The following is a 24776-nucleotide window of genomic DNA, read 5'->3' as shown; positions in this document are numbered from 1 at the left end:
GTATGACGAAAGTTAGCGTGGTCGGGGCCGCCGGCACTGTCGGCGCCGCCGCCGGGTACAACCTCGCGCTTCGGGACGTCGTGGACGAACTCGTCTTCGTCGACATCCCGGACATGGAGGACAAGACGGTCGGGCAGGCAGCGGACACCAACCACGGCATCGCGTACGACTCGAACACGGAGGTGTACCAGGGCACCTACGAGGACACCGCCGGCTCCGACGTGGTGGTCATCACGGCCGGGATTCCGCGGAAGGAGGGCCAGACCCGCATCGACCTCGCGGGCGACAACGCGCCCATCATGGAGGACATCGGCTCCTCGCTGGCCGAACACAACGACGACTTCGTCTCCGTCACCACCTCGAACCCGGTGGACCTCCTGAACCGCCACCTGTACGAGGCGGGCGACCGCGACCGACACAAGGTCGTCGGCTTCGGCGGCCGACTCGACTCGGCGCGCTTCCGCTACGTCCTCAGTCAGCGCTTCGACGTACCCGTGAAGAACGTCGAGGCGACCATCCTCGGCGAACACGGCGACGCGCAGGTGCCCGTGTTCTCGAAGGTCCGCGTCGACGGCGCGGACCCCGAGTTCACCGCCGACGAACGCGAGGAGATTCTCTCGGACCTGCAGGAGTCCGCGATGGACGTCATCTCCCGGAAGGGCGCGACCCAGTGGGGGCCCGCGACGGGCGTCGCCCACATGGTCGAGGCCATCCTGAACGACACGGGCGAAGTCCTGCCGGGGTCGCTCGCACTCGACGGCGAGTACGGCTACGAGGACACCGCGTTCGGCGTCCCGGTCAAACTCGGCTCCGACGGCATCGAGGAAGTCGTCGAGTGGGACCTGGACGACTACGAACGGGACCTGATGGACGACGCCGCGGAGAAACTCCGCGACCAGTACGACAAAATCGCGTAAGCCGAAACGTGCGCCGTCAGTCGCGGCGGCGCACCGCAGATACGGAGACGCCTCACTTTTGCGCACGACGGTCCGACGCGGAGCCGCGGCCACGAGACGCTCGCCGCCGCCGGACGCGGTGCCGTGCGGGGCCGCCCGAACTCGCTTCTCCCTCCGGCTCCCGTCCGCGCCCGCGCGGCGACTCAGTCGGTGACGACGCTCGCCGCCGCCGGAATCGCGTCCGCGACGCCGCCCGCGACGCCGTAGCACGCCAACGCGTGGGCCCGCGGGTTGTGGTCGGCGACGCCGTCCTCCTCGACGAGGAACCGGTCGCCCTTCGAGAGGTACAGGAGGGCCCGACGCAGGAGACAGCGCTCGAAGACGTCGCCCGTCGAGGCGACTCGGTACGCGCGCTGGACCGCCCGCCGTTTCGTCTCGAACAGCAGTCCGCCGGGGACGGACGACTCCTCCGCCACCCGTTCGACCGCCGCCCGCCCGGTGTCGAACCCCGCGAACTCGGCGACGGCCTCGGCGAGGCGCACCGTCTCCAGTCCGTGCAGGCCGTCCTGGTGCGCCCACTCGGCGTCGTCGAGGCTGTTCTCGCCCGGTCGGAGCGTCAGCACCCGGTTCAGCGCCGTCGCCCGCGGCGGCGGCGACGCGGCGTCTTCGGCGACGCGCCGGGCGCGGTACCACTCGTGGTCGTGCGACGCGCCGGCCGTCCGGTCGCGGTACGTCTCGCGGGCCGACGCGAGGTCCAGCGACGCCGCGTCGTCCAGCGTGCTCCGGAAGGTTCGGTAGAACTGCCGGGCGTCGCTCAGGTAGCGAACCGACCGCTCGCGGTTCCGGACGGCGCGCGCGAGCGCTCGTTCGCGGACCGCCTCGTCCAGTTCCGCCAGTTCGTCGCGGTCCACCTCGGCGTTCCCGCCGGCGACCATCGCCACGTGGAGCCACGACTCCACGAGTTCGACCCACGCCACGGCCGTCGCCGGGTCGTCGCCCGCGTAGCGAATCGTCTCGCGCAGGTCGGCGATGCCGGGTGCGGGGCCGACGGTCGCGTGCGAGTCGTCGCCGCCGACGCGCACGTCGTCCAGTGCGGCCGCCGCGGCACCGAACGTCTCCGCGACGTACGTGACGTGGTACCGCACTTCGTTCACGGTGTCGAACGTCGGTGGCGTCCGCCCGTCGAGGAACTCGCGGGCCGAGTCGAGGTAGCCGGGGTCGACGGAGAGCCTGGTGTCCTCGAACGCGCCGGCCTCCGCGGCGCGTTCGACTATCGGCGCACCCCGGTCGAGGAGGCTTCGGAGGTGTCCGACGGCGGCGTCGCGGTGCGCCTCGCGGACGTGCGCCACGTCGCTGTACGCCGCGCCGTTCGGCGACGGGAGTGCGGACGTGCCGACGGCGGCGCACCCGGCGAGGGCGGCGACGCCGGCGACGGCGCCGCCGCGGAGGAGGGACCGGCGCGAGAGGGAGGGACCGTTCACGCGAGACGATTGTCAGTTCCGGACTAAATATCTTCTACCCGGTGGCCGGCGCGCGGGCGCGTCCCCGGCAGAGAATCAGTCGGCCGGTAACTCCGCGTCGCTCGGGGTTAACGGCCCGTTACCCGTCCGATATGATGTGCGTAGTTAGGCGTGCGCACGCCGTCGTCGGGAACCATGAGCGCAGACGTGTACCGGTACGACGTGGGGGACGGCGTCGCCCTGTTCGACCTCACGGAGTTCGAAGCCAGCGGCGGCGTCCTCCTCGAAGAGTTCTTCGAGACGGTCCAGAACGTCCTCTCGCGGCCCGACGTGAGCGCGTCGGTGTTCGTGTTGAGCGAGTCGGGCGGCATCAGCAAGTGGTTCTTCGAGCGCTTCGACTCGCTGGCCGCCCGCATGGAGTCGCTCGGCGTCTCGCGCGCCGCCTTCGTCGGGCCGCCGGCGAAACAGGTGGCGCTCCGGGGGCGTCTCCGCGGGACGAACGTCGTCGTCGAGACGCCGGAGACGCCGCAGGAGGCGGTGGACTGGGCGCGCGCCTGAAAAAGAGCGATTCGGCGTCGGTTCGGAGCCGATTCGGAACCGACTCGGAACCGATTCGGGCGGTTCGGTGTCGGTTCGGGGTTACGCGTCCGTCTCGGTGTCGGTGGTGTCGTCACCGGCGGCGTCGTCACCGGAACCGTCGTCACCGGCGCCGTCGCCGCTCTCGGTGGCTTCCTCGCGCGTTATCTCGTACTGGAAGCCGATGGTGTTCTCCGGCGTCACTCGGAGCGTCCACTCGCCGGCGGCCGGTTCGGCGACGCGGTAGACGAACTCGGAGTGACCGCCGCTGACGGCGTACTCGCCGTCGGTCCGGGCGCGCGGCGACCGTTCGCCGCTCAGGTCGACGGACCCGCTGTCGGCGTCGGGGATTCGTCGCTACCACCCGCTCCCGCGCTTCACTCGCCGCCCGACAGTCGCCGCTGGAGTTCCGCCGCCGTCTTCTCGCCGACGCCGGGCACGTCCGTCAGGTCCGCCGTCGTCGCCGCCCGCACGTTCTCGACGCTGCCGAACCGCCGCAGGAGGGCGCGCCGCGTCTTCTCGCCGATACCGGGCACGTCGTCCAGCACGGTCCGCACGTCGTCGCGGAGCGTCTGGTGGTACTGGACGGCGAAGCGGTGCGCCTCGTCGCGGACGCGTTGCAGGACGTGCAGGTGCGGGGCGTCCGACGGCCAGTCGTACACGCCGTCGGGCGTGATTACCAGTTCCTCGTCTTTCGCGAGGGCGACGGCGGGGACGTCCCAGCCGACTTCGCTCAGGGCGTCCGTCGCCGCCCGGAGTTGCCCGTCGCCGCCGTCGACGAGCAGGAGGTCCGGGTCCGGCCTGTCGTCGCGCCCCTCGACGGCGCGTTCGGCGCGCCAGCGAATCAGCGCCCGCATGTTGTCGTAGTCGTCGTTGCGCTCGGGCAGTTTCTTCCGGCGGTAGTCGGCCTTCTCGGCGTCGCCCTCGACGAAGCAGACGTCGCTGCCGACGACGGCCTTCCCCTGCGCGTGGCTCACGTCGAACCCCTCGATGCGCGCGGGTCGAGCGGTGCCGAGTCGCTCCCCGAGTGCGGCGAGGCCGTCGTCCCGCGTCGGCCCGCGGCGGGCGTTCTTCAGCGCCAAGTCGACCAGTTTCGCCTCCCGGCCCGCGCCGGGGACGCCGACGCGCACGCCCTCGACGTTCAGCCACTCCACCACGTCGTCGTCGTCCGGCCGTTCCGACAGGAGGACGGCGTCGGGCAACTCCCGTTCGGCGTAGTACTGGGTCAGAAACGCCGACAGGACGGCCGCCGACCGCTCGCCGCCCTCGGGCGCGTCGAGGCGGTGGCGCGACCGGTCGACGAGTTGGCCGCGTTCGCTGTGCAGGCGCGCGACGGTGGCCGCGTCCCCCTCGATGGCGACGCCGAGAACGTCCACCGCGCGTTCGTCCGACTGCGACGCGACGGCTTCCTCGCCCGCGCCGTGGAACGACTCGACGGCTTCGAGTCTGTCGCGGGTGTTCGCCGCGCGCTCGAAGTTCTCCGCCTGCGCCGCCGCCTCCATCTCCCGCCGGAGGGGGTCCGCCAGCACGCCCGTCTCGCCCTCGAAGAACCGCACGACGCTCTCCACGTCGTCGCGGTACGCGTCCTCGGAGATTTCGCCCGTGCAGGGGGCGGTACACAGCCCCATCTCGTAGTCGAGACAGGGTCGGTCCCGATTGGCGTACTTGTGGTCCGAACACCCGCGGACGCCGTACGTCTCGCGGAGCGCCTTCACCACCGTCTCGACGCGCCCCTTGTCGGTGTACGGGCCGAACACCGTCGCGCCCTCCTCGGGGTCGCGCGTCACCTCGATTCGGGGGACGGCGTGGTCGGTGAGTTGGACCAGCGGGTAGGACTTGTCGTCCTTCAGGCGGACGTTGTACCGGGGTTGGTGTCGCTTGACGAGGTTCGCTTCGAGGAGGAGTGCCTGCGTCTCCGTGTCCGTGACGGCGAAGTCGATGGCCCCCGCGCGTTCGACCATCTGCCGGATGCGTTCGCCCCGCGGGTCGGCGTAGGACCTGACCCGCGCGCGGATGTCGACGGCCTTCCCGACGTAGAGGACGGTGTCGCCGTCGAGGAACTGGTAGACGCCGGGGCCCGTCGGCAGGCCGGCCGCGCGTTCGCGAACGTCGCTCGCGTCCATCACACGGGGTACTGGCCCGACGGGCTTGAGGCTGACGCGCGGCGGTCAGCAGTCGTCGTCTCGCTCGAGGGAGACGGCGCGACGCGCGGCCGAGGGGCGCAACTCGCCGTCGAACGCCTCGACGTCGCTCGCCAGACTGGTCTCGAACGCGCACGCGGCGCACTCGGCGGACCGTCCCAGTTCGGTCACGCCGTACCGGTCGTCACCGGTCCGGTCCACCAGTCCGCCGGCCACCAGTTTCGGCAGGTGGACGTGGCCGAGCGAGATGGCCACCTCGTTCACGGCCGTCTCGCTCGCCGCCTCGGCGTCCCGGCCGTCCCGACGAACTGCGATTCGCCGCGCGAGTTCCTCTCTGACGAGCGGGGTCTCTGCGTCGATCAGGGCCCCGAGCGCCAGACGCCGTCGCTCGGACGACAGCAGTTCGTACAGCGTATTCAAGGCTTCCGTCCCCATCTCTATGGTGTCAACTGAACTAGTAGTAGATAACGTTTACTCACGACGAATCTCTATTTCACACCCGAAGACAGGTCCCGTCGGTAGCTACAAACGTCCGCTGACCGAGGCGACGGTATGAGCGACTCGGACACCGACGCGGCGGAGACGGTTCGCTGTTGGCTGGTCGAACGGACGTACACCGACCGCGGCCTCATCGACCTCGTGTACGCGACGCCGGACGGCGGGCGCGTGCGGCGCAAGCAGATATCCGCGACCATCATGCGCCAACGCGACGTGGAGACCACCGCCGCGACGACGGTGGCGGCGTCGGACCTCGAACCAGTCGACGACGAGGCGACGCGCGACCGCTACCGGGAGGAGGTCGAACGCGTCCGGGCGGCGCACGCGCCCGACGACGAACTCTGACCGACCGCACCGCCGGCCGGCGGGTCGTCAGTCTCAGGCTTGATTCTCGCACCAAACACTTTATCCCGGGACCTGACTACCCACGCCCATGGCCGCCATCGAACTCGACGCGGTGACAAAGCGGTTCGAGGAGGGTGGGAGACTCTCACGCCTCGTCGACGCCGCCCGGGACGCCGAGCGTTCCGACGACGTTACCGCGGTCAGGGACCTCTCGCTGACGGTCGAGGAAGGCGAAGTGTTCGGTTTCCTCGGTCCGAACGGAGCGGGGAAGTCCACGACCATCAACATGCTCCTCGACTTCGTTCGCCCGACGGCAGGAACGATACGCGTCCTCGGTTTCGACGCCCACGACCAGAGCGTCGAGGTCCGCGCTCGAACCGGTGTCCTCCCCGAAGGATTCGACGTGTACGACCGCCTCACCGGCCGCGAACACGTGGCGTTCGCCGCCGAGTCGAAGGGCCTCGACGACGCCGACGCGGCGGTCGAAACCGTCCTCGACCGGGTCGGACTCGCCGACGCCGCCGGTCGGAAGGCCGGGGGCTACTCGAAGGGGATGCGTCAACGCCTCGCCCTCGCGATGGCTCTCGTCGGCGACCCCGACCTCCTCGTCCTCGACGAACCCTCCAGCGGACTCGACCCCGCGGGGGCCAAGGAGATGCGCGACATCGTCGCCGAGGAGGCCGAACGCGGCACGACGGTGTTCTTCTCCAGCCACATCCTCGAACAGGTCGAGGCGGTCTGTGACCGCGTCGGCATCATGCGCGAGGGCGAACTCGTCGCCGTCGACACCATCGATAGCCTGCGCGCGAAGTCCGACGCCGACTCGACGCTCTCGGTCAGCGTCGCGGGCGACGTCGCCGCCGTCGACGCCGACGCTCTGACCGCCCTCGACGGCGTCCGCTCCGTCGCCGTCGAGGCCGAAGACGACGCACTCGTCGTCTCCTGCGCCGGCGACGCCAAGACGGCCGTCATCGCCGAACTGGAGTCGCAGGGACTGGAGGTGACCGACTTCGAGACCCGCGAGGCGTCACTGGAGGACCTGTTCCTCTCGTACACCGGTCACGGCACGGCCGAGGACGACGCGGCCGACGAGTCGGACGACGAGGCGGAGGTGCGCGCATGACGTGGCAAGCGGTCGCCCGCAAGGAGTTCGACGACGCGATTCGCTCGCGGTGGCTCCACGGCGCGACGGCCTTCTTCGTCCTGTTCGTCGGCGGCGCGGCGCTGCTGGCGTTCGGCTTCCTCCTGCCCGCCGAACTGAAGGACGCCTCGAACCTGTTCGGCTTCTTCGTCGACCTCGGTATCTTCAGCCTCTCGTTCCCCGGACTGCTCGCCCTCGTCCTCGGCTTCATCGCCCTCTCGACGTCGTACGGGTCGATAACCGAGGAGCGCGAGACAGGGACGATAAAGCTCGCCCTGTCGCTGCCGAACTCCCGCCGCGACCTCGTGGTCGGGAAACTGCTCGGCCGCGGCGCCGTCGTCGTCGCCGCCCTCCTCGCGGGCTTTCTGGTCGCGTTCGTCGTTCTCGTGGCCACCGGGACGGGCATCGGCTACGGCTCGTTCGTCCCGATGGTCGCGCTGACGGCGCTCCTGGCCATCGCGTTCGTCTCCGTCGGCCTCGGCATCTCCGCCGTCGCCGACTCGAACCGCGAGGCGACGCTGGCGACGCTTGGACTGTACCTCATCTTCGGCATCCTCTGGAAGCCCATCGCCGAGGGCATCCCGAAGCTCGTCAACTACGCGTTCGAGCAGGCCGGCGCCGGCGCACTGGAGAACGTCACGCGGGTGAAGATAGGACTGTTCCTGAAGTACCTCAACCCGCTCCGGACGTACGAGACGCTGACGGCGCAGGTGTACTACGGTGCCGCCCGCGCCCGCCTCGTCGGCGCGACGACGGGCGAGCAGATAGTCATCTCGCCGGTCCTCGAGGCGGGCGTGCCGGCGTACCTCTCCGGCGGCGCGATGATGACCATCCTGCTGGCGTGGATTATCGTCCCCACCGTCGTCGGCTACTACGTCTTCCAGCGCGAGGACCTCTGAGCGGGCGACCGTCTCGTCTCGTCGGTTATCGTTCTCGAACCGCCGAGCGAACGCGTCGTCGTCGCTCCGGCCCATCGTCGCCCCGACTCGCCGTCGCCGCTCACGCCGGCGGGTAGTCGATTCCCTTCTCGGCCAGCAACGCGGCGAACCCCTCCTCGTCCAGCACCGGCACGTCGTTCGCGTCGGCGTCGTCGCGCTTGGACCGCCCGGGGTCCTCGCCGGCGACGAGGTAGTCGGTGTTGCCGGAGACGCTGGACGTGGCGTTCGCGCCGTGGGACTGTACGAGTTCCTGCGCCTCGCTCCGCGTCACCGACAGCGACCCGGTGAAGACGAACGTGAGGCCGTCGAGTTCGTCGCCGCCCGCCGTCGCCTCCGTCTCGGGTTCGACGCCGAGCGACCGCAGTTCCGCGACGGCGTCGCGGTTCCGTTCGTTGGCGAAGAACTCGCGAATCCGCTCGGCGACGGTCGGCCCCACGTCGTCGACGGCCTCCAGTTCCTCCGTGGAGGCGTCCATCACGGCGTCGAGACTGCCGAACGCGCGGGCGAGGTTGCGCGCAGTCGCCCCGCCCACCTCGGGGACGCCGAGGCCGACGAGGAAGTTCGACAGCGAGGGCGACTTCGCCGCCTCTATCTCGCGCACGAGGTTGTCCGCGCTCGTCTCGCCCCAGCCCTCCAGTTCCGCGAGTTCGTCGCGTTCGAGGCGGTAGAGGTCCGGCAGGCTCTCGACGAGGCCGGCGTCGACCAACTGCTCGACGCGTTCGCCGCCGAGGCCCTCGATGTCGAGTGCGCCCCGCATCGCGTAGTGGTCGACGGCGCGCACCAGTTGCGCCTCGCATGTCAGCCCGCCGGTACAGAACGCCAGCGGTCCCTCGCGGTCGACCGGACTGCTGCAGACCGGGCACGCGTCGGGGAAGTCGAACGTCCCCGCCGAACGCTTCTCGACCACCTCCTCCACGTCGGGGATGACGTCGCCCGCGCGCTTGATTCGCACCTCGTCGCCGACGTTCACGCCCAGTCGCTCGATTTCGTCGGGGTTGTGTAGCGACGCCCGCGAGACGGTGACGCCGCCCACGTCGACGGGTTCCAGCAGGGCGACGGGGGTGAGCCGACCCGTCCGCCCCACCTGCACCACCACGTCCGTCACCGTCGTCACCTCCGACCGGGCGGGGAACTTGTAGGCGAACGCCCACCGGACCGACCGACTCGTCTCGCCCAGTCGCTCGCGGTGGTCCCGCCGGTCCACCTTGACGACGGTGCCGTCTATCTCGTAGTTCAGGTCCTCCCGGTCGGCCATCAGGTCGTCGCGGTAGGCGACGGCGTCGTCGATGGTGTCGGCGGACGCCACGCGGTCGTTCGTCCGCAACCCCCACGTTTCCAGTCGAGACAGCGTCTCCGTCTGCGTGTCGGGCACCTCGCTGGCGTCGAGGACGTCGTAGAAGAAGCAGTCCAGCGGTCGCTCGGCGGTCACCGACGGGTCCAACTGCCTGAGGGTGCCGACGGCGGCGTTGCGCGGGTTGGCGAACGCGTCCTCGCCCGCCTCGGTTCGCTCGCGGTTCAACTCCCGGAACGCGTCCTTCGGCATGTACACCTCGCCGCGGACGGCGAGAAAGTCCGGGTGGTCGCCGCGGAGTCGCAGGGGGACCGAACGGATGGTCCGCACCTGTCGGGTCACGTCGTCGCCGCGTTCGCCGTCGCCGCGGGTGGCCGCGCGGACGTACTCGCCGTCCTCGTAGACGACTTCGACCGAGAGGCCGTCGAACTTCGGTTCGCAGACGTAGGTCACGTCGCCGACGGCGTCCCGGACGCGCCTGTCGAAGTCGCGCACGTCCGCCTCCTCGACGGACTGGTCGATAGAGAGCATCGGCGCGACGTGCTCGACGGTGTCGAGTTCGTCCAGCGGTTCCCCGCCGACGCGCCGGGTGGGACTCGCCTCGTCGTCGAAGCCGAACGCGTCTTCGAGTTCCTGCAGGCGGTCGAACAGGGCGTCGTACGTCCGGTCGGCGACGAGGGGGTCGGCCGCGACGTAGTAGCGGTAGTCGTGTTCGCGGACGGCGTCGCGGAGGAGGCGAACCTGCCCCTCGGCCGCACTGGTCGAGAGCGACTCGACCGGTTCGAAGTCGGTGTCGGGGTCCGCGAGGTACGGGTTCTCCGGGTCGGCGTACTCCAGTTCGTCGGACGACAGTTCGCCGTCGGCGTCGGCCGCCTCGTCGCTCATTGTCGGCACGTCGGACTCCGACGCGAAAAGTCATCTGGAGGCGAACGAACGGGGGTCGAGGAGACTGGCGAACGCGGTCCGACGACGACTCGCCGGTTCAGGCCGGCGTCACTCCAGCCGACTGCGGGCCCGTTCCCTGACGGACTCGTCGGGGTCGTCCTCGACCACCTGCCGGAGGACGAACCGCGCCCGCGGATGGTCGAGTCGGCCGAGCGCCGTCACCGCCTCCCAGCGCAGGTCGGCCTCGCCGTCGTCGAGGACGGCCTCCAGCGCCTCGAACACCTCGTCCCTGTCGTCGCCGACGTGACCGAGGGCCTCGACGGCCTCGACCCGGACGGCCAGTCGCGGGTCGGCCCGCGCGAGGCGGCCGAGGCGGGGGACGCCCGCACTCGTGCCGAGGCGGGCGCAGGCGCGGCAGGCGCGCCGCCGCACGCCCGGGTCGTCGTCGTCGAGTGCGGCGACGACGGTGGGAATCGCGCGCGGGTCGCCGATGCGCCCGAGGGCGTCGACGGCCGCCGGCCGGCACGCCTCGTCGTCGTCGTAGGCCGCACAGAGCGGCATCACCGACTCGGGATGAGCCTGCGACCCGAGCGCCTCCATCGCCGTCCTCCTGACGGCGGCGTTCTCGTCGTCCAGTCGGTCTAAGAGCGCGCGGACCACGCGCGTCCGGGTCTCGGCGGAGAGTTCGTCGCCGTCGTGGTAGTGGGCGGCCCGCGCGCCGAGTTCGACGAAGGCGTCCGCGGCGGCGACGCGGACCGTCGGGTCGTCGTCCCCGAGGCGGCGGAGCAGGCCGCCGACGGGCCGTTCGTCGGTGAACCACCGGACGGCCGAGATGGCCTCGCGGGCGACGTCGGGGTCCGGGTCGTCCACGGCTTCGACGACGAGGGCCTCGGCGTGGACGTTGCCGGTCCCGCCGAGGACGCGGACGACGCTCTCGCGCACCGCGGGGTCGCTGTCGGTGCGGACGAGCGAGGCGAAGTGGTCGAGCGCCCTCGTCGGGTCGACGTCGCGGGCGGCGCGGGCGACGGCGCGCCGCGTGGCCGAGTCGGACTCCGAGCGGACGGCGGCCAAGAGGGGGTCCAGCGCCGCCGGGTCGCCGACGGTGGCGAGGGCGACGGCGGCGGCGCGTCGCACGTCGGGGTCCGCGTCGCCCAGCCGTTCGATCAGTCCCGGCACGGCCGACTCGTCGGCGAGGACGTCCAGCGCGCGGACGAGGGCGCGGCGGTCAGAGGCCGGCGGGTCGGTCCGGAGACAGTCGGTGATGGCCGCGGCGGCGTCCTCCGCGTCGCGCCGGGCGAGTTCGGTCGCGGCCGCGGCCCGACGCGCCGGGTCGGAGAGCGCGTCTCTCAGTTCCGCCTCCGTGCGGTCCGCCATCGACGGGGCGTCGGTGACGACGACGTCGCTCAGGTGGACGCTGGCGGCGCGGAGGCGGAGGCGCTGGCCGACGGTGACCGCGGGGGGTTCGTCGTCTCCGGCGGTCCCCTCGGCCGCGGTGGCCACCGCGTCGGGGTCGAACGCGACGGTGCCCGCGCCGACGTGGAGGAGGGCGCGCCGGTCCGGGCTGTCGTCCGAGGGCGTCCGCGCCGACGCGGGGAGGTCGGCCACGTCCACCACTTCCCCGGAGAACGCGTGGTCGTGCCACGCGAGTGCGTCCGGGTTCGGTTCGACGTGGAGGCCGACGTCCGCGCCGCGTTCGACGGCGGTGGGGTCCGAGAGCCACAGTCGGGCGGCGGCGGGCGCGTCGCGGGACTCCTCGTCCGCGAGCACGTCGCCGTCGAACGCGCCGAACCGGGCGTCTCCGACGGCGAGGACGGCTGTCTGCGTGTACACGGTGCCGCCGTGCGCCGTCTCGGGCTCCGTATCGAGGAGTCGGACCGGGAGGCCCCAGTCGCCGAAGCCGGCGGCGGCGACGCGGGCGTCGCCGGCGCGTTCGCGTACCTCGGCCACCTCGTCGGCGAGCGCCGGGTTCGCGCCGACGACCACGTCGCAGAACGTCTCGACGGTGCGGAGCAGTTCCGTCACGAACGCCTCCCGGTCGACGACGGCCGACGGTCCGGCGTCCCCGTCGTCGGCCGTCCGCTCGCAGCGGAGTCGAACCGCGTCGCCGTCGGGGACGAGGTGGTAGCACTCGTCCGCCTCGTAGAACTCGACGGTCGCGGGTTCGTCCTCGAACAACGGCTCCAGCGCGCGAACCAACTGCGCACAGTGCCAGCGGAGGCCGTCGCGACCGCTGACGAGGACCCGTCCGCCGCAGACCACGCGGACGGCCGCGTCGGGGTTCGGGTCGCCGCCCCGAAGACGCTCGTACACCGCGGCGTCGTACCCCACCTCGATTCGGGCGTCCTCCACGCCCGCCTGACTCGACATGAGTCGGACACTCCCGGCGGAGCGAAAAAGGGCTTCGGTCGGGGGGTCGCGGCCGACCGTGCTGTAACCGCAGGTTATATCTCTCTCAAAGAATATGCGTGTTGTATATGACACACGGGTTCCACACCCGGAGCCTCCACGCCGGGCAGGAGCCGGACGCCGCGACGGGTTCGCGCGCGCCGCCCATCTACCAGACGACGTCGTACGTGTTCGAGGACGCCGACCACGCCGCCGACCTCTACGCGCTGGATGCGGAGGGCGACGTCTACTCGCGCATCTCGAACCCGACGACGCGCGTGCTCGAGAACCGGCTCGCCGCCCTCGAAGCGGGCGTCGCCGCCGTCGCCACCGCCTCGGGGATGGCCGCCCTCGACGCCGCGACGAGCATCCTCGCCTCCGCGGGCGACAACGTCGTCGCCTCGGCGGACATGTACGGCGGCACCTCGACGTACCTCACGAAGATGGCGACGCGGCGGGGCGTCGAGACGCGCGTGGTGGACACGCTGGACTACGACGGCTACGCCGACGCCGTCGACGACGACACCGCGTTCGTCCACGTCGAGACCATCGCCAACCCCTCGCTGAAGACGCCGGACTTCGAGCGACTGGCCGACGTGGCCCACGCGGCCGGCGCACCGCTGGTCGTGGACAACACGTTCGCGACCCCGTACCTCTGTCGCCCCATCGAACACGGCGCGGACATCGTCTGGGAGTCCACGACGAAGTGGATTCACGGGTCGGGGACGACGGTCGGGGGCGTCCTCGTCGACGGCGGGACGTTCCCGTGGGAGCACGCCGACTACGACGAACTGTCCGGGGAGAACCCGGCGTTCGGCGTCGACTTCGTGAAGCGGTTCGGCGACCGGGCGTTCGCGGCGGCCGCCAGACAGCGGTCGCTGCGGACGCTCGGCAACCAGCAGTCGCCGTTCGACGCGTGGCAGACGCTGCAGGGACTGGAGACGCTCCCGCTTCGGATGGAGAAACACTGCGCGAACGCCCGCGAGGTGGCGACGTTCCTCCGCGACCACGACGACGTGGCGTGGGTGTCGTACCCCGGGTTCGAGGACCACGAGACGCACGCGGAGGCGACGGAGTATCTGGAGGGAGGGTACGGCGGCATGGTGACGTTCGGCCTCGCAGACGGCTTCGAGGCGGCCAAGGCCACCTGCGAGAACACCGAACTCGCCTCGTTCCTCGCCAACATCGGCGACGCGAAGACGCTGATAATCCACCCCGCCTCGACGACGCACGCGCAGTTGAGCGCCGACGAGCAACGCGCCGCGGGCGTCGGCCCCGACATGCTGCGCCTCTCGGTCGGCATCGAGGACGCCGCGGACGTAATCGCCGACTTGGACCGCTCGATTCGGCGGGCCGCGGAGGCGGCGCGATGATAGCCGCGGTCACGACGCACGCGCCCGCCGCGACGGCGCGCCCGACGGAGGTGCGTCCGGCGTGAAGACCGATAGCGGCACGGTCGACCTCGGCGCGTTCGACTTCGAGTGCGGCGTGGAGATTCCCTCGCTCGAAGTCGCCTACGAGTCCTACGGCGAGTTCACCGGCGACAACGCCGTCCTCGTCTGCCACGCCCTCACCGGCAGTCAGAACGTCGCGGGCTACGGCTCCGACACGGCCGGGCAGGCCCGCGCGTGGTGGAACGACATCGTCGGCCCCGGCAAGGCCATCGACACGAACGAGTACTACGTCGTCTGCGCGAACGTCCCCGGGTCCTGCTACGGGACGACCGGACCGGCCTCGGAGGGACCCGACGGCGACCCCTACGGCACCGACTTCCCGCCGGTCACCGTGGGCGACTGGACGCGTTCGCAGCGACTCCTCCTCGACGAACTCGGCGTCGGCCGCCTGCACGCCGTCGTCGGGGGGAGCGTCGGCGGCATGAACGCCCTCGACTGGGTCCAGCGCTACCCCGACGACGTGCGCTACCTGCTGGCCGTCGCCACCGCCGGGCGTCTGGACCCGCAGTGTCTCGCTCTCGACGCCATCGCCCGCCGCGCCATCACCACCGACCCGAACTGGAACGGCGGCGACTACTACGGCGTCTCCGACGAGGGCACCGAGTCGGACGGGTCGTCGGACTCGTCCGACGGGGGGAAGACGCCGGATGACGGCCTCGCACTCGCGCGCCAACTCGGCCACGTGATGTACCTCTCGAAGGCGTCGATGGAGCGGAAGTTCGGCCGCCGCGCCGCCGGCCGCGACGCCCAACGCGACTCGTTCCCGACCGACCCGGCGGCGTCGTTCTTCCCCTACCGCGACGTGGAGTCGTACCTCGACTACCAGGCCGAGAAGTTCGTCGAACGGTTCGACGCCAACTCCTACCTCTACCTCACGCGCGCGATGGACGACTACGACCTCTCGGAGGGCTACGAGGACGACGCCGACGCGGTGGCCGCCTTCGAGGGCGAGGCGCTCCTGCTCTCCTTCACGGGCGACTGGCACTTCACGACCGAACAGGCCGAGTCGCTCGCGGAGTCGTTCCGCGAGACGTCCGTCCCCGTCGCCCACCACGTCGTCGAGTCCGACCACGGCCACGACGCCTTCCTCGTCGAACCGGAGAAGGTCGGCCCGCCGGTCCGGGACTTCCTCGAATCGGGCGTCGAAGGGCGGTCGGTCCACGACACCGAGGAGGAACCCGAGTCGCTCCCCGACGACCGGGACTTCGCGCCCGTCCACTCCTCGCTGTTCAGTCGGTAGTCGCCGTCGGCGCGCCGCGCGGTGTGACCCACGCCGTCCTGCCCACCCCCGACCCGAAGCGACTTTGCCGTCCCCGGCCGACCGTCCCGGTATGTCGCTCGCTCGCTCTCTCGGTCGCGTCGGCGGGTTCGTCGTCGCCCTCGTCGGCGCCGCCGTCGCCTACTTCGGACTCGTCGCCGCCGCGCCGAACTTCACGCTGGGCACCCGACCGGATACGGTCGGGCCGTTGACGGCGTTCGACCTTCTCGGCGTCGGCGGCGTCCTCCTCGCCGTCGTCGGCCTCGCCGTCGTCGCGGGGCGGGGACGGGCCGCGGCCGTCTCCGTCGGCGGCCTCCTCGCCGTCGTCGGGTTCGTCGTCCTCGCGCTCCCCCTCCTCGCGTGGCCCGTCGCGCTGGCCGTCCTCGCGGTCGGTCTCGTCCTGTTCTTCGCCGGCGCGTCGCTGAACGGACACCGCCCGGACGCGGCCTGAACGGGCCGCCCGCGGCGTCGTCGCCGTCGACGGGTCGGTCGCGTCAGAAGCCGTCGGGTCGCTCGCGTCACCGAGTCCGGCGGGTCTTGCAGCCGACAGCCCGTTTTAACACCGCCTCGTGCGTCGTGCACCGTATGTCCGACGACGCAGACGACGATACCGAGACGCCCGGCTTCAGCACGCGGAGTCTCCACGCGGGACAGGAACCGGACGCCGCGACGGGTTCGCGCGCGCCGCCCATCTACCAGACCACCTCCTACGTCTTCGACGACGCCGAGGACGCCGCGAGCCAGTTCGCCCTGGAGAAGGAGGGCTACATCTACTCGCGGCTGATGAACCCCACGGTGGCGATGCTGCAGGAGCGACTCGCCTCGCTGGAGGGCGGCGTCGGCGCGGCGGCGACGGCGTCCGGGATGGCCGCGTTCGACCTCGCGACGTTCCTCCTCGCCTCGGCGGGCGACAACATCGTCTCCTCGTCGTCGCTGTACGGCGGGACGTACACCTACCTGACGCACACCGTCGAGCGCCGCGGCGTGACGACGAAGTTCGTGGACACGCTGGACTACGACGCCTACGACGAGGCCATCGACGACGACACCGCGTTCGTCCACGTCGAGACCATCGGCAACCCCGCGCTGGTCACGCCGGACTTCGAGAAGTTGGCCGAGGTGGCCCACGACAACGGCGTCCCCCTGTTCGTGGACAACACGTTCGCGACGCCGTACCTCTGCCGCCCCCTCGAACACGGCGCGGACCTCGTCTGGGAGTCGACGACGAAGTGGATTCACGGGGCGGGCACCACCATCGGCGGCGTCCTCGTCGACGGCGGGTCGTTCCCGTGGGCCGAGTACGCCGACGACTACCCCGAAATCGCGAAGCCGAACCCCGCCTACCACGGCGTCGACTTCTCGGAACGGTTCGGCGACGCGGCGTTCACCTACGCCGCCATCGCCCGCGGCCTGCGCGACCTGGGGAGCGCCCAGTCGCCGTTCGACGCGTGGAACACGCTGGAGAAGGTGGAGTCGCTCCCGATGCGGATGGACCGGCACTGCGAGAACGCGATGGCCGTCGCGGAGTTCCTCGAGGACCACGACGCGGTGTCGTGGGTGAACTACCCCGGTCTGGAGTCCCACGAGACGCACGCGGAGGCGTCGGAGTACCTCGACGGCGGCTACGGCGGCATGATAACGTTCGGCCTCGCCGACGGCTACGAGGCGGCCCGCGAGACGGTGAACGAGGTGGAACTCGCCTCGTTGCTCGCCAACGTCGGCGACGCCAAGACGCTCGTCATCCACCCCGCCTCGACGACCCACCAGCAGTTGACCGAGGAGGAACAGGTCGCCGCGGGCGTCACGCCCGACATGGTCCGCCTCTCGGTCGGCGTCGAGGACGCCGACGACATCGTCGCCGACCTGTCGCAGGCCATCGAGGCGGCGACGGAGTGAACGCGCCGGACGACGACCCGAGCGGCTCGCTCCTCGTCGCCGCGACCGGTCGTTCCACGGCGTTCGCGGCGGCGTCGAACGTCGCCAACGCCGCCCTCTCGCTCGTCGGGTCGGCCGTCGGCGCGTGACCGGCGGCGCGTCCGACGCCGCCGAAGCGGGATGATGACGCTTATCCACTACACCGCCGAACGTGCGTCCGTGGTCGAAATACTCCTCGTCGTCGGTCTGTTGGTCGCCGCCTTCGTCGGCTTCAACATCGGCGGGTCGTCCACGGGCGTCGCCTTCGGTCCGGCCGTCGGGAGCGGGCTCCTGAGCAAACTGCTCGCGGCGACGCTCATGACGGCGTTCGCCCTCCTCGGCGCGTGGACCGCCGGCCGCGAGGTCATCAAGACGATGGGCGGACAGATCGTCCCGCAGAGCGAGTTCACCCTCGCCGCGAGCGTGGCCGTCCTCTTCTTCGTCGGCCTCGCCCTCCTCATCTCGAACACGTTCGGCGTCCCCGCCTCCACCTCGATGACCGCCGTCGGCGCCATCGCCGGCCTCGGCGTCGCCACGGGAACGCTCGACGAGGGCGTGATGCTCGAAATCGTCTCGTGGTGGATCGTCGCCCCCGTCATCGCGTTCTGGATCTGCGCGATGGTCGGCCGGTACGTCTACCCGTACCTCGACGCGACGCTCAAACTCGACAGTTCGCCGGGGCCGCTGGTGGAACTCGACCGGGACGGGTTCCCCACGCCGACGCTCGGACCGAACACGACGCCGCGCGAGGCCGGGAGCACCGTCCTCGTCGTCGCCATCGCCTGCTACATGGCGTACTCGGCGGGCGCGTCGAACGCCGCGAACGCCGTCGCACCGCTGGTCGGCAACGGCGCACTCGGCATCAACGAGGGCATCCTCCTCGGCGCGGGCGCCATCGGCCTCGGCGCGTTCACCATCGCCCGCCGGACGCTCGACACCGTCGGCAACGACCTTACGGAGTTGCCCATCCTCGCGGCCCTCATCGTCGAGACGGTCTCGGCGTCGCTCATCGCCTTCCTCTCGTACATCGGCATCCCGGCGAGTCTCGCCGTCTCGGCGACGATGTGCATCGTCGGGCTCGGTTGGGGCCGGGCGACCCGGACGGTCACCATCGGCGAAGCGCTCGGCGGCAAGACGCCCGAGATGTCCGTGAACGCGCTCACCACGGAGACGCGCGAGGACGTGCCGCCGATGGGACAGGAGGAGGAGACGGACCTCGCCGGCTCCGACCTGTTCGACCCCGGGACGACCGGACGGGTCATCTTCTTCTGGCTGCTCACGCCCTCGCTGTCCGCCCTCGCCTCCTACGCGCTGTTCTCCGTGTCCCCCATCTGACCCGCTCGCACGGTACTAGTTCGCACGATTTCGGCCGCTGAGCGTCTGAAATCGGATCACTGCGCGGGAAAAACAGCAAAGTCTAATGGCATGGGTCGCGAACCGAACGGTGATGCCCACGGTAGAATACCTCAACTACGAAGTACTCGACGACAACGGCTGGGACATGGATGACGACGACCTCTTCGAGAACGCAGCGGACGCCGGCCTCGGCGACGAGGACTACGGCACTCTCGAAGTCAACCAGGGCGAGTACATCCTCGAAGCCGCGGAGGCACAGGGCTACGACTGGCCCTTCTCGTGCCGCGCCGGCGCCTGCGCGAACTGCGCAGCCATCGTGAAAGAGGGCGAAATCGAGATGGACATGCAGCAGATTCTCTCCGACGAGGAGGTCTCTGACAAGAACGTCCGTCTCACCTGCATCGGTTCGCCGGAGACCGACGAGGTCAAGATCGTCTACAACGCGAAGCACCTCGACTACCTCCAGAACCGCGTCATCTAAGACGCTCTCGCGTCGCACGCTGCAGGCGAGCGACACAGCCTCGAATTTTTCTTTCGCGTCGACCGTCGGCACGGGCACCGCCGTTCGACCGACCGCCCACGACGCTTATCAGGTCCCCGTCACAAGTCTGCTGTTGATACCCCGTCGTGGCATCCCCCCTGAACAGCGACCCCATCTCGACGCTCTACGTCGATTCGGACCCCGACCGCGCCGAGTCCGTCCGCTCGGCGCTCCGAGATACACATCCGTGCGTCGCCCTCGACACCGTCCCGTCGCGGGCGGCAGCCGACCGGTCACTCGCCGCGGAACCGCGGGACTGCGTCGTCGTCCGCGCCGACCTCCACGGCGTCGACGCGGTCCAGTACCTCGCGACGGTTCGCGACCGGTCGCCTTCGGCCGCCACGATTCTGTACGGCGACGAGCACTCGCCGGACCTCCTCCGGCGGGCGCGCGCCGCGGGCATCGACGCGTACGTCCACGACGGGAGCGCCGACCACGTCTCGGTCCTCGGTGACCACGTCGTCGCCTCGGCGACCGAGCCGAGTTCGGCGGCGCCCGAAGCGGACGCGCCCGACGACCGTCGGTCCGCCGGCGACGCGCCCGCCTCGACCGACCGACAGCGTCGCGAACGGGAGTTAGAGCGGTACGAGGCGATGGTCGAGACCGTCCGCGACGGCCTGTACGTCCTCGACGAGGCGGGTCGGTTCGTCGCCGTCAACCGGGCGTTCGTCGAGTTGGTCGGCCGCCCACGGACGGAACTCGTCGGCGCGCACGCGACGGCGGTGACGAGCGAGGAGACTCACGAGGAGGTGAACGCGCTGCTCGAATCGGCGAACGCGGACGGCGGCGACGTGACGTACGAGACGACGCTGGAGACGCCGCGGGGAGAGGTGCCCGTGGAGACCAACATCTCGTCGTTTCCGCTGGGAGGCGGTGAGTCCGGCCGCGTCGGCGTCGTCCGCGACATCTCCGAGCGCCGACGCCGGGAGGCGCAACTGGCGTCGCTCAACGAGACGGCGCAGGCGCTGGCGACGGCCGAGACGTCACAGGAGGTGAGCGAGTTGGCCGTCCGCGCGGCCGCCGAGACGCTCGACCTCCCGGTGTCCGACATCAAACTGTACGACGAGCGCGGCGAACTCGTCGTCACTGCGCGGACGGAGGCCGCGGCGAACCTCGTCGGTGAGGGGTCGCTGTTCGCATCCGACGCCGACCTGCCGTGGGAGGTGTACGCCACCAGTTCCAGCGCGGCGTTCGACGACCTTCCCGCCGAACGCGACGTCTCGGAGACGCCGCTCCGCAGCGCCATCCTCCTCCCCATCGGCAAGTACGGCGTGTTCGTCACCGGCGAGACGGAGCCGAACGCGTTCTCCGAGACGGACGTCGTCCTCGCGAACATCCTCGTCGCCAACGTCAGGGCGGCGCTGGAGCGGACCGACCGGGAGGAACGCCTCCGCGAACGGACGGCGGAACTGGAGGCGCGGACGGAGACGCTCGAACGGGTGAACCGCATCAACGACGTCATCCGCGACATGACGCGGGCGCTGACCGAGGCCACCTCCCGCGAGGAGATAGAGGAAGTCGTCTGCACGCAGTTGGCGAACGCGGAGCCGTACCGCTTCGCGTGGATCGGCGAACAGGAGACGGTGGGCGGCGAACTCGTCCCCGTGGCGTCGGCCGGCGTCGGACGCGGCTACCTCGACGACATCACGGTGACCGCCGCCGCCGACGAACCGACGGGTCGGGGGCCCGCAGGTCGGGCACTCCGGACGCACGAACCGCAGGTACAGAACGACTTCCACACCGACCCGCCCTTCGAACCGTGGCGCGCGCAGGCGCTCAAGCGCGGCCTCCGAGCGGGTATCTCGATACCGCTCGTGTACAAAGAGACGCTGTACGGGGTGTTGAACCTCTACGCGGGGGGCCCCGGCGTCTTCGACGAACTGGAGGTGGAGGTGCTGGGCGAACTGGGCCGGACCATCGGGTTCGCCATCAACGCGCTGGAACGGCGCAAAGCGCTCGTCGGCGACCAGGCGGTCGAACTGGAGTTCCGCATCGACGACCCGTCGGTTCCGCCGGTCACGCACGTCGCCGACACCGAGGGGCGGTTCTCGCTCGACGCCCTCGTCGAACAGGGCGACGGCACGATTCGCTCGTTCTTCGTCGTCGACGGCGTCGACCCCGACACCGTCCTGTCGCAGGCGACTCAGATGCCGTACATCAGCGACGCGAACCTCCTCGCCGAACGCGACGACGGCTACCTGTACGAGGCAACGCTCGAAGACGAGAGCTTCTTCGCGACGCTCCTCGGCTACGGCGCGCACCCGACGGCGTTCACGGCGACGGCCGACAGAGCCACGCTGACGGTCGAACTCCCGCGCACCGGCGACATCCGCGCGTTCTTGGAGATGTTCCTGCAAGCGTACGACGGCGTCGAACTCGTCGCGCGCCGGGAACTCGACCGGCCGATTCAGACCGAGTCGGAGTTCCGCGCGCTCTACCGGGAGCGACTCACCGACCGGCAGGAGGAGGTCCTCCGGACGGCGTTCGTCGCCGGCTTCTTCGACTGGCCGCGGCGGGCGACCGGGCGAGAGGTCGCCGAGATTCTCGACGTGTCCCAGCCCACCGTGAACCGACACATCCGAAAGGGAGAGCACGAACTGTTCTCGCTGGTGTTCGGGAGCGACGAGACGGACGACCCCGACGCCTGAATCAATATACACCTCCCGTCGGGGCGGACTCTATCTATATACGCCACAGGAACATGCCCGCTTCGTCCGTACGGAACGATGTAACCCAATGAACGAGCGAAAGAACGTCACCGTACGCCCCGAAGAGGATCTCTGTTTCACTATCGTCGAGACGGTCTCCGACCTGACGAACACCCCGCCGCTCGAACTCGACCCGTTGGGGAACGTGGTCGAGACGGACGCTCTCGAAACGCTGTTCGGTCCCGCCCGCGAAACGGCTGAACACGACGCTTACCTGACGTTCCGCTACGAGGGCTGCAGCGTCGCCGTCGACAGCGACGGGAGCGTCTCGGTGACGCGCGCGCCCACGCCCGCCGACGTCGACCAGCCCATCTCGCTCGGCACCGACGCGAACTCGGCGGCCGGCGACCGATACGATGCAAACTACCGATAACGCGAGGCGGACCGCCGACGCGGGTTCCCCGCGCGTGGGACGCGTCCGGGTGACGAGGTAGGAGGTCGATCTCCCGTGACAGACTCACCCGACCAGGAGATCGCCGACGCGTCGCAGCACCCCCGCGACGGAACGTATCTGAAGCGCTGTGCGACCTGCGCCGCCGAGATAGACCCCTCCCGCCGCCACCTCGCCGCGACTGCCCCGGACGACCCCTCGACGGTCTACCTGTTCTGCAGCGAGGACTGCAGAGTCGCGTGGACCGACGACGCTGACTGACCGTCCGCGACGTACCCCCCGCCGACCGACTCCCGACGTACCACCTGCCGACACCACACACCCATCCATGCCCACCGACACCGACACCGAACCCGCATCGAACGCGACGAACCGCGGCCGCTACAGATTCATCCAGTACGACGACGACGGCACCACCGTCTGCATCGTTCAGGACGCCGAGAACCACCGGGCGTGGCTCCAGTCCACCCACACCGTCGCCGTCGAACGGTGACGCGACGCAGCACGGGTCGACCCGCGACCGGACGCGACACCGCGAGCGAACGCGACGACGCCCGCCGGGTCGCGTCCCCCGGTCGCTCCCCCGACGCCTCCGGTTCCTGTCCGGCGCGTTTCAGAATTCCAAAACGATAACTCCCCCCGGACTCCTTCGCCCACTATGTTCGCGTCCGTACCCGACATCCTTCGTCTCGCCATCGTCCCCCTGTTAGGGTGGGCGGCGTGGCGCGACGTCGAGACGCGACGGGTCCCCTCAGTCGTGTGGTATCCGCTCGTCGTTCTCGGCGTCCTCCTCCTCGCGTGGGACTCGCTGTCTCACCTGGCGTTCAGGCCCGCCGACCAACTCTACTTCCTCCGCGTGGGAATCAGCCTCCTGTTCGTCGCGCCCCTCTCGTACCTGTTCTGGCGACTCGGCGGGTTCGGCGGGGCGGACGCGAAAGCGCTCATCACCATCGCCGTCCTCCTGCCGACCTTTCCGCAGTATCTCCTGCCGGGACTGTCACTCCCGACGGTCAGGACGACGCTCGGCGTGTTCTCGATGACCGTCCTCACGAACACCGTCGTGCTGGCGGTGGGCTATCCGCTCGCCCTCGCCGCGCGGAACCTCCTCGAGGGAACCGTCGAACTGCCGCTGATGTTCCTCGGCCGCCGCATCCCCGTCTCGTCGCTGTCGACGGCGCACGGCCGCCTGTTCGAGACGACGACGGGCTACACCCGCAACGGCCTCGACATCGACGCCCTGCGGATGTACCTCCGCTGGCGGGGGACGAGCCTGTCGGAACTCCGCGAACACCCCGACAGGCACCGCGACCCGACGAGCATCACCGAGACGCACGACCCGACGGACGGCGCCGTCGGCGACGGGATGGCCGTCGACGGCGGCACCGTCGCCGAGGCGGACCCGTGGGGCGCGGAGGCGTTCTTAGCGGACATCGACTCGACGGCGTACGGCACGACGCCGGAGAAACTCCGCGACGGCCTGCAGGTGGTGACGACGCGCGAGTCGGTGTGGATTTCGCCGGGCATCCCGTTCATCGTCCCGATGTTCCTCGGTACCGTCGTCGCGTTCACCTACGGCGACATCGTGTTCGGTATCGTCGGCGCACTCGGTCTGGTCTGACTGCCGCGTCGAAGGGTCGGTCGGCACGTCGGTGGGGCCGGCCGCCGCGGGCGACTCACTTTTCTCGGTCGGGCGACCACACGAGGCCATGTCGCGCAGCACCCGCGCCGCCGGGATTCTCGGGGGTCTTCTCGGCGGTGCCGTCGCGTACTGGCTCTCCTCAGCCCCGCTTCTCGCGGCCAACGCCGGCGTCTGTTGGGCCGGCGGGTGCGCCCTCCTCCTCCGGGAGCGCGAGGCGTGGTCGGGCGACTCGGACGGGGCCTCCCTCGCGGACGGACTCCCCGCCGTCCTCTTCGTCGCCGTCTCGTTCGGCATCGTCAACGCCGGCGTCGAACTGCCCGACTCGCTCCGCTGGGCCCTCGTCGTCCTCGTCTTCGGCGCCGTCTTCTTCGCCGTCGGCATCGGGATGGTCCTCGGCCGGCGGTCGGTCGAGCGCTCCGAGGAGGCGGCGGAGTCGTCGGCGTCGGCGGACTGACGGCGGCCCGCGGGCGGCGCGGCGACGAGGGGACGGCAGGGCGGCGACGAGGGGACGACTGGGCGGCGACTGCGAGCGTGGACCGCGCGTCGTCGTGACACAAGACATATCGGCGGTTACGCCGTGATTCGAGTCGATGACCGAGGACGTCGAGGTGGACTTCGGCGACGACGGACTCGTCCCCGCCGTCGCGCAGGACGCCGACTCCGGTGAAGTGTTGATGCTCGCGTACGTCTCGCCCGAGGCGCTCGAACGCACGCGCGAGACGGGCCGAGCGCACTACTACTCCCGCAGTCGTGACGAACTCTGGGAGAAGGGCGCGACCAGCGGGCACACCCAGTCGGTCCGCGAGGTCCGCGTGGACTGCGACGCGGACACCCTGCTGTACCTCGTCGACCAGACCGGCGGGGCGTGCCACACCGGCCACCGCTCGTGTTTCTACCGCACCGTCGACGGCGAGGAGGTGGGCGAGACAGTGTTCGACCCCGACGACGTCTACTGACCG

The 24776-nt window shown here is 70.5% G+C and carries 25 protein-coding genes; 19 read left to right on the top strand and 6 right to left on the bottom strand.

Annotated features, from left to right (window positions below):
* Positions 1–2: 2 nt before the first annotated feature.
* Positions 3–917, top strand: coding sequence for a malate dehydrogenase (gene mdh / locus BM310_RS00495; protein WP_089803794.1), 915 nt, complete (start codon positions 3–5; stop codon positions 915–917).
* Positions 918–1099: 182 nt separating this feature from the next.
* Here the strand turns inward: mdh and BM310_RS00490 are convergent, their stop codons facing one another.
* Positions 1100–2377, bottom strand: coding sequence for a hypothetical protein (locus tag BM310_RS00490; RefSeq protein WP_089803793.1), 1278 nt, complete (start codon positions 2375–2377; stop codon positions 1100–1102).
* Positions 2378–2551: 174 nt separating this feature from the next.
* On the opposite strand from BM310_RS00490, the gene BM310_RS00485 reads away from it, so the two are divergent.
* Positions 2552–2914 (top strand): hypothetical protein, encoded by a 363-nt coding sequence (locus BM310_RS00485; RefSeq protein WP_089803792.1) that lies wholly within the window; start codon positions 2552–2554, stop codon positions 2912–2914.
* Positions 2915–2995: 81 nt separating this feature from the next.
* Here the strand turns inward: BM310_RS00485 and BM310_RS21675 are convergent, their stop codons facing one another.
* From BM310_RS21675 to BM310_RS00470, 3 genes are all read right to left on the bottom strand, one after another.
* Positions 2996–3136 (bottom strand): hypothetical protein, encoded by a 141-nt coding sequence (locus tag BM310_RS21675; protein ID WP_245778406.1) that lies wholly within the window; start codon positions 3134–3136, stop codon positions 2996–2998.
* A gap of 173 nt (positions 3137–3309) precedes the next feature.
* Positions 3310–5055 (bottom strand): excinuclease ABC subunit C, encoded by a 1746-nt coding sequence (locus BM310_RS00475; RefSeq protein WP_089803791.1) that lies wholly within the window; start codon positions 5053–5055, stop codon positions 3310–3312.
* Between the two features lie 45 nt (positions 5056–5100).
* Positions 5101–5508, bottom strand: coding sequence for a DUF7344 domain-containing protein (locus BM310_RS00470; protein WP_089803790.1), 408 nt, complete (start codon positions 5506–5508; stop codon positions 5101–5103).
* Between the two features lie 117 nt (positions 5509–5625).
* On the opposite strand from BM310_RS00470, the gene BM310_RS00465 reads away from it, so the two are divergent.
* The 3 genes from BM310_RS00465 (at position 5626) to BM310_RS00455 (ending at position 7956) form a co-directional block, all read left to right on the top strand.
* A complete protein-coding gene (locus BM310_RS00465; protein WP_089803789.1) occupies positions 5626–5916 on the top strand; it encodes a hypothetical protein in 291 nt (96 codons plus the stop codon).
* A gap of 88 nt (positions 5917–6004) precedes the next feature.
* Positions 6005–7039, top strand: a complete 1035-nt coding sequence (locus BM310_RS00460) for an ABC transporter ATP-binding protein (protein ID WP_089803788.1) — start codon at positions 6005–6007, stop codon at positions 7037–7039.
* Positions 7036–7956, top strand: coding sequence for an ABC transporter permease (locus tag BM310_RS00455; protein ID WP_089803787.1), 921 nt, complete (start codon positions 7036–7038; stop codon positions 7954–7956). The genes BM310_RS00460 and BM310_RS00455 overlap by 4 nt, the downstream gene beginning before the upstream one ends.
* Before the next feature lie 100 nt (positions 7957–8056).
* On the opposite strand, the gene ligA is transcribed toward BM310_RS00455, so the two are convergent.
* Positions 8057–10171 (bottom strand): NAD-dependent DNA ligase LigA, encoded by a 2115-nt coding sequence (gene ligA / locus BM310_RS00450; RefSeq protein WP_089803786.1) that lies wholly within the window; start codon positions 10169–10171, stop codon positions 8057–8059.
* A gap of 108 nt (positions 10172–10279) precedes the next feature.
* Positions 10280–12538, bottom strand: a complete 2259-nt coding sequence (locus BM310_RS00445) for a HEAT repeat domain-containing protein (RefSeq protein ID WP_089803785.1) — start codon at positions 12536–12538, stop codon at positions 10280–10282.
* 107 nt (positions 12539–12645) lie between these two features.
* Here BM310_RS00445 and BM310_RS00440 point away from each other — a divergent pair, with 107 nt between their 5' ends.
* The 14 genes from BM310_RS00440 (at position 12646) to hisI (ending at position 24773) form a co-directional block, all read left to right on the top strand.
* Entirely contained in the window at positions 12646–13929 is a 1284-nt protein-coding gene (locus BM310_RS00440) for an O-acetylhomoserine aminocarboxypropyltransferase/cysteine synthase family protein (protein ID WP_089803784.1), read from the top strand.
* Positions 13930–13990: 61 nt separating this feature from the next.
* The gene (metX, locus tag BM310_RS00435; RefSeq protein ID WP_089803783.1) at positions 13991–15250 is read left to right on the top strand and encodes a homoserine O-acetyltransferase MetX; all 1260 of its coding nucleotides are present in this window, start codon (positions 13991–13993) and stop codon (positions 15248–15250) included.
* A gap of 91 nt (positions 15251–15341) precedes the next feature.
* Positions 15342–15719, top strand: a complete 378-nt coding sequence (locus BM310_RS00430) for a hypothetical protein (protein ID WP_089803782.1) — start codon at positions 15342–15344, stop codon at positions 15717–15719.
* Positions 15720–15853: 134 nt separating this feature from the next.
* A complete protein-coding gene (locus BM310_RS00425) occupies positions 15854–17164 on the top strand; it encodes an O-acetylhomoserine aminocarboxypropyltransferase/cysteine synthase family protein (RefSeq protein ID WP_089803781.1) in 1311 nt (436 codons plus the stop codon).
* Positions 17161–17292, top strand: a complete 132-nt coding sequence (locus BM310_RS21805) for a hypothetical protein (RefSeq protein WP_281246514.1) — start codon at positions 17161–17163, stop codon at positions 17290–17292. Before BM310_RS00425 ends, BM310_RS21805 begins: the two co-directional genes overlap by 4 nt.
* 70 nt (positions 17293–17362) lie before the next feature.
* Positions 17363–18517: an inorganic phosphate transporter gene (locus BM310_RS00420; protein ID WP_089806898.1), complete on the top strand. Its 1155-nt coding sequence runs from the start codon at positions 17363–17365 to the stop codon at positions 18515–18517.
* A 112-nt stretch (positions 18518–18629) separates the two neighbouring features.
* Positions 18630–19019 carry a ferredoxin Fer gene (gene fer / locus BM310_RS00415; RefSeq protein WP_089803780.1) on the top strand — a complete coding sequence of 130 codons (390 nt, stop codon included), beginning with the start codon at positions 18630–18632 and terminating at the stop codon, positions 19017–19019.
* A gap of 146 nt (positions 19020–19165) precedes the next feature.
* Entirely contained in the window at positions 19166–21727 is a 2562-nt protein-coding gene (locus tag BM310_RS00410) for a bacterio-opsin activator domain-containing protein (RefSeq protein WP_089803779.1), read from the top strand.
* An 88-nt stretch (positions 21728–21815) separates the two neighbouring features.
* Complete coding sequence (locus BM310_RS00405; protein ID WP_089803778.1) at positions 21816–22160, top strand: HalOD1 output domain-containing protein; 345 nt, start codon at positions 21816–21818, stop codon at positions 22158–22160.
* Positions 22161–22235: 75 nt separating this feature from the next.
* Complete coding sequence (locus BM310_RS00400; RefSeq protein ID WP_089803777.1) at positions 22236–22439, top strand: DUF7576 family protein; 204 nt, start codon at positions 22236–22238, stop codon at positions 22437–22439.
* A gap of 67 nt (positions 22440–22506) precedes the next feature.
* Positions 22507–22671, top strand: coding sequence for a DUF7331 family protein (locus BM310_RS21125; protein ID WP_177232493.1), 165 nt, complete (start codon positions 22507–22509; stop codon positions 22669–22671).
* A 165-nt stretch (positions 22672–22836) separates the two neighbouring features.
* A complete protein-coding gene (locus BM310_RS00395) occupies positions 22837–23796 on the top strand; it encodes an A24 family peptidase (protein WP_089803776.1) in 960 nt (319 codons plus the stop codon).
* Between the two features lie 88 nt (positions 23797–23884).
* Positions 23885–24271, top strand: coding sequence for a hypothetical protein (locus BM310_RS00390; RefSeq protein ID WP_089803775.1), 387 nt, complete (start codon positions 23885–23887; stop codon positions 24269–24271).
* Positions 24272–24407: 136 nt separating this feature from the next.
* The gene (hisI, locus tag BM310_RS00385; RefSeq protein WP_089803774.1) at positions 24408–24773 is read left to right on the top strand and encodes a phosphoribosyl-AMP cyclohydrolase; all 366 of its coding nucleotides are present in this window, start codon (positions 24408–24410) and stop codon (positions 24771–24773) included.
* The last annotated feature ends 3 nt before the right edge of the window (positions 24774–24776 follow it).

It is taken from the genome of Halogeometricum rufum (assembly GCF_900112175.1).
GTDB lineage: Archaea > Halobacteriota > Halobacteria > Halobacteriales > Haloferacaceae > Halogeometricum > Halogeometricum rufum.
This window is presented reverse-complemented; position numbering and strand designations above follow the sequence as displayed.

Coding starts and splice junctions, on each gene's coding strand:
- mdh (WP_089803794.1), top strand. CDS start 3: ATGACGAAAGTTAGCGTGGTCGGGGCCGCCGGCACTGTCGGCGCCGCC.
- BM310_RS00485 (WP_089803792.1), top strand. CDS start 2,552: ATGAGCGCAGACGTGTACCGGTACGACGTGGGGGACGGCGTCGCCCTG.
- BM310_RS00475 (WP_089803791.1), bottom strand. CDS start 5,055: ATGGACGCGAGCGACGTTCGCGAACGCGCGGCCGGCCTGCCGACGGGC.
- BM310_RS00470 (WP_089803790.1), bottom strand. CDS start 5,508: ATGGGGACGGAAGCCTTGAATACGCTGTACGAACTGCTGTCGTCCGAG.
- BM310_RS00465 (WP_089803789.1), top strand. CDS start 5,626: ATGAGCGACTCGGACACCGACGCGGCGGAGACGGTTCGCTGTTGGCTG.
- BM310_RS00460 (WP_089803788.1), top strand. CDS start 6,005: ATGGCCGCCATCGAACTCGACGCGGTGACAAAGCGGTTCGAGGAGGGT.
- BM310_RS00455 (WP_089803787.1), top strand. CDS start 7,036: ATGACGTGGCAAGCGGTCGCCCGCAAGGAGTTCGACGACGCGATTCGC.
- ligA (WP_089803786.1), bottom strand. CDS start 10,171: ATGAGCGACGAGGCGGCCGACGCCGACGGCGAACTGTCGTCCGACGAA.
- BM310_RS00445 (WP_089803785.1), bottom strand. CDS start 12,538: ATGTCGAGTCAGGCGGGCGTGGAGGACGCCCGAATCGAGGTGGGGTAC.
- BM310_RS00440 (WP_089803784.1), top strand. CDS start 12,646: ATGACACACGGGTTCCACACCCGGAGCCTCCACGCCGGGCAGGAGCCG.
- BM310_RS00430 (WP_089803782.1), top strand. CDS start 15,342: ATGTCGCTCGCTCGCTCTCTCGGTCGCGTCGGCGGGTTCGTCGTCGCC.
- BM310_RS00425 (WP_089803781.1), top strand. CDS start 15,854: ATGTCCGACGACGCAGACGACGATACCGAGACGCCCGGCTTCAGCACG.
- fer (WP_089803780.1), top strand. CDS start 18,630: ATGCCCACGGTAGAATACCTCAACTACGAAGTACTCGACGACAACGGC.
- BM310_RS00405 (WP_089803778.1), top strand. CDS start 21,816: ATGAACGAGCGAAAGAACGTCACCGTACGCCCCGAAGAGGATCTCTGT.
- BM310_RS21125 (WP_177232493.1), top strand. CDS start 22,507: ATGCCCACCGACACCGACACCGAACCCGCATCGAACGCGACGAACCGC.
- BM310_RS00395 (WP_089803776.1), top strand. CDS start 22,837: ATGTTCGCGTCCGTACCCGACATCCTTCGTCTCGCCATCGTCCCCCTG.
- BM310_RS00390 (WP_089803775.1), top strand. CDS start 23,885: ATGTCGCGCAGCACCCGCGCCGCCGGGATTCTCGGGGGTCTTCTCGGC.
- hisI (WP_089803774.1), top strand. CDS start 24,408: ATGACCGAGGACGTCGAGGTGGACTTCGGCGACGACGGACTCGTCCCC.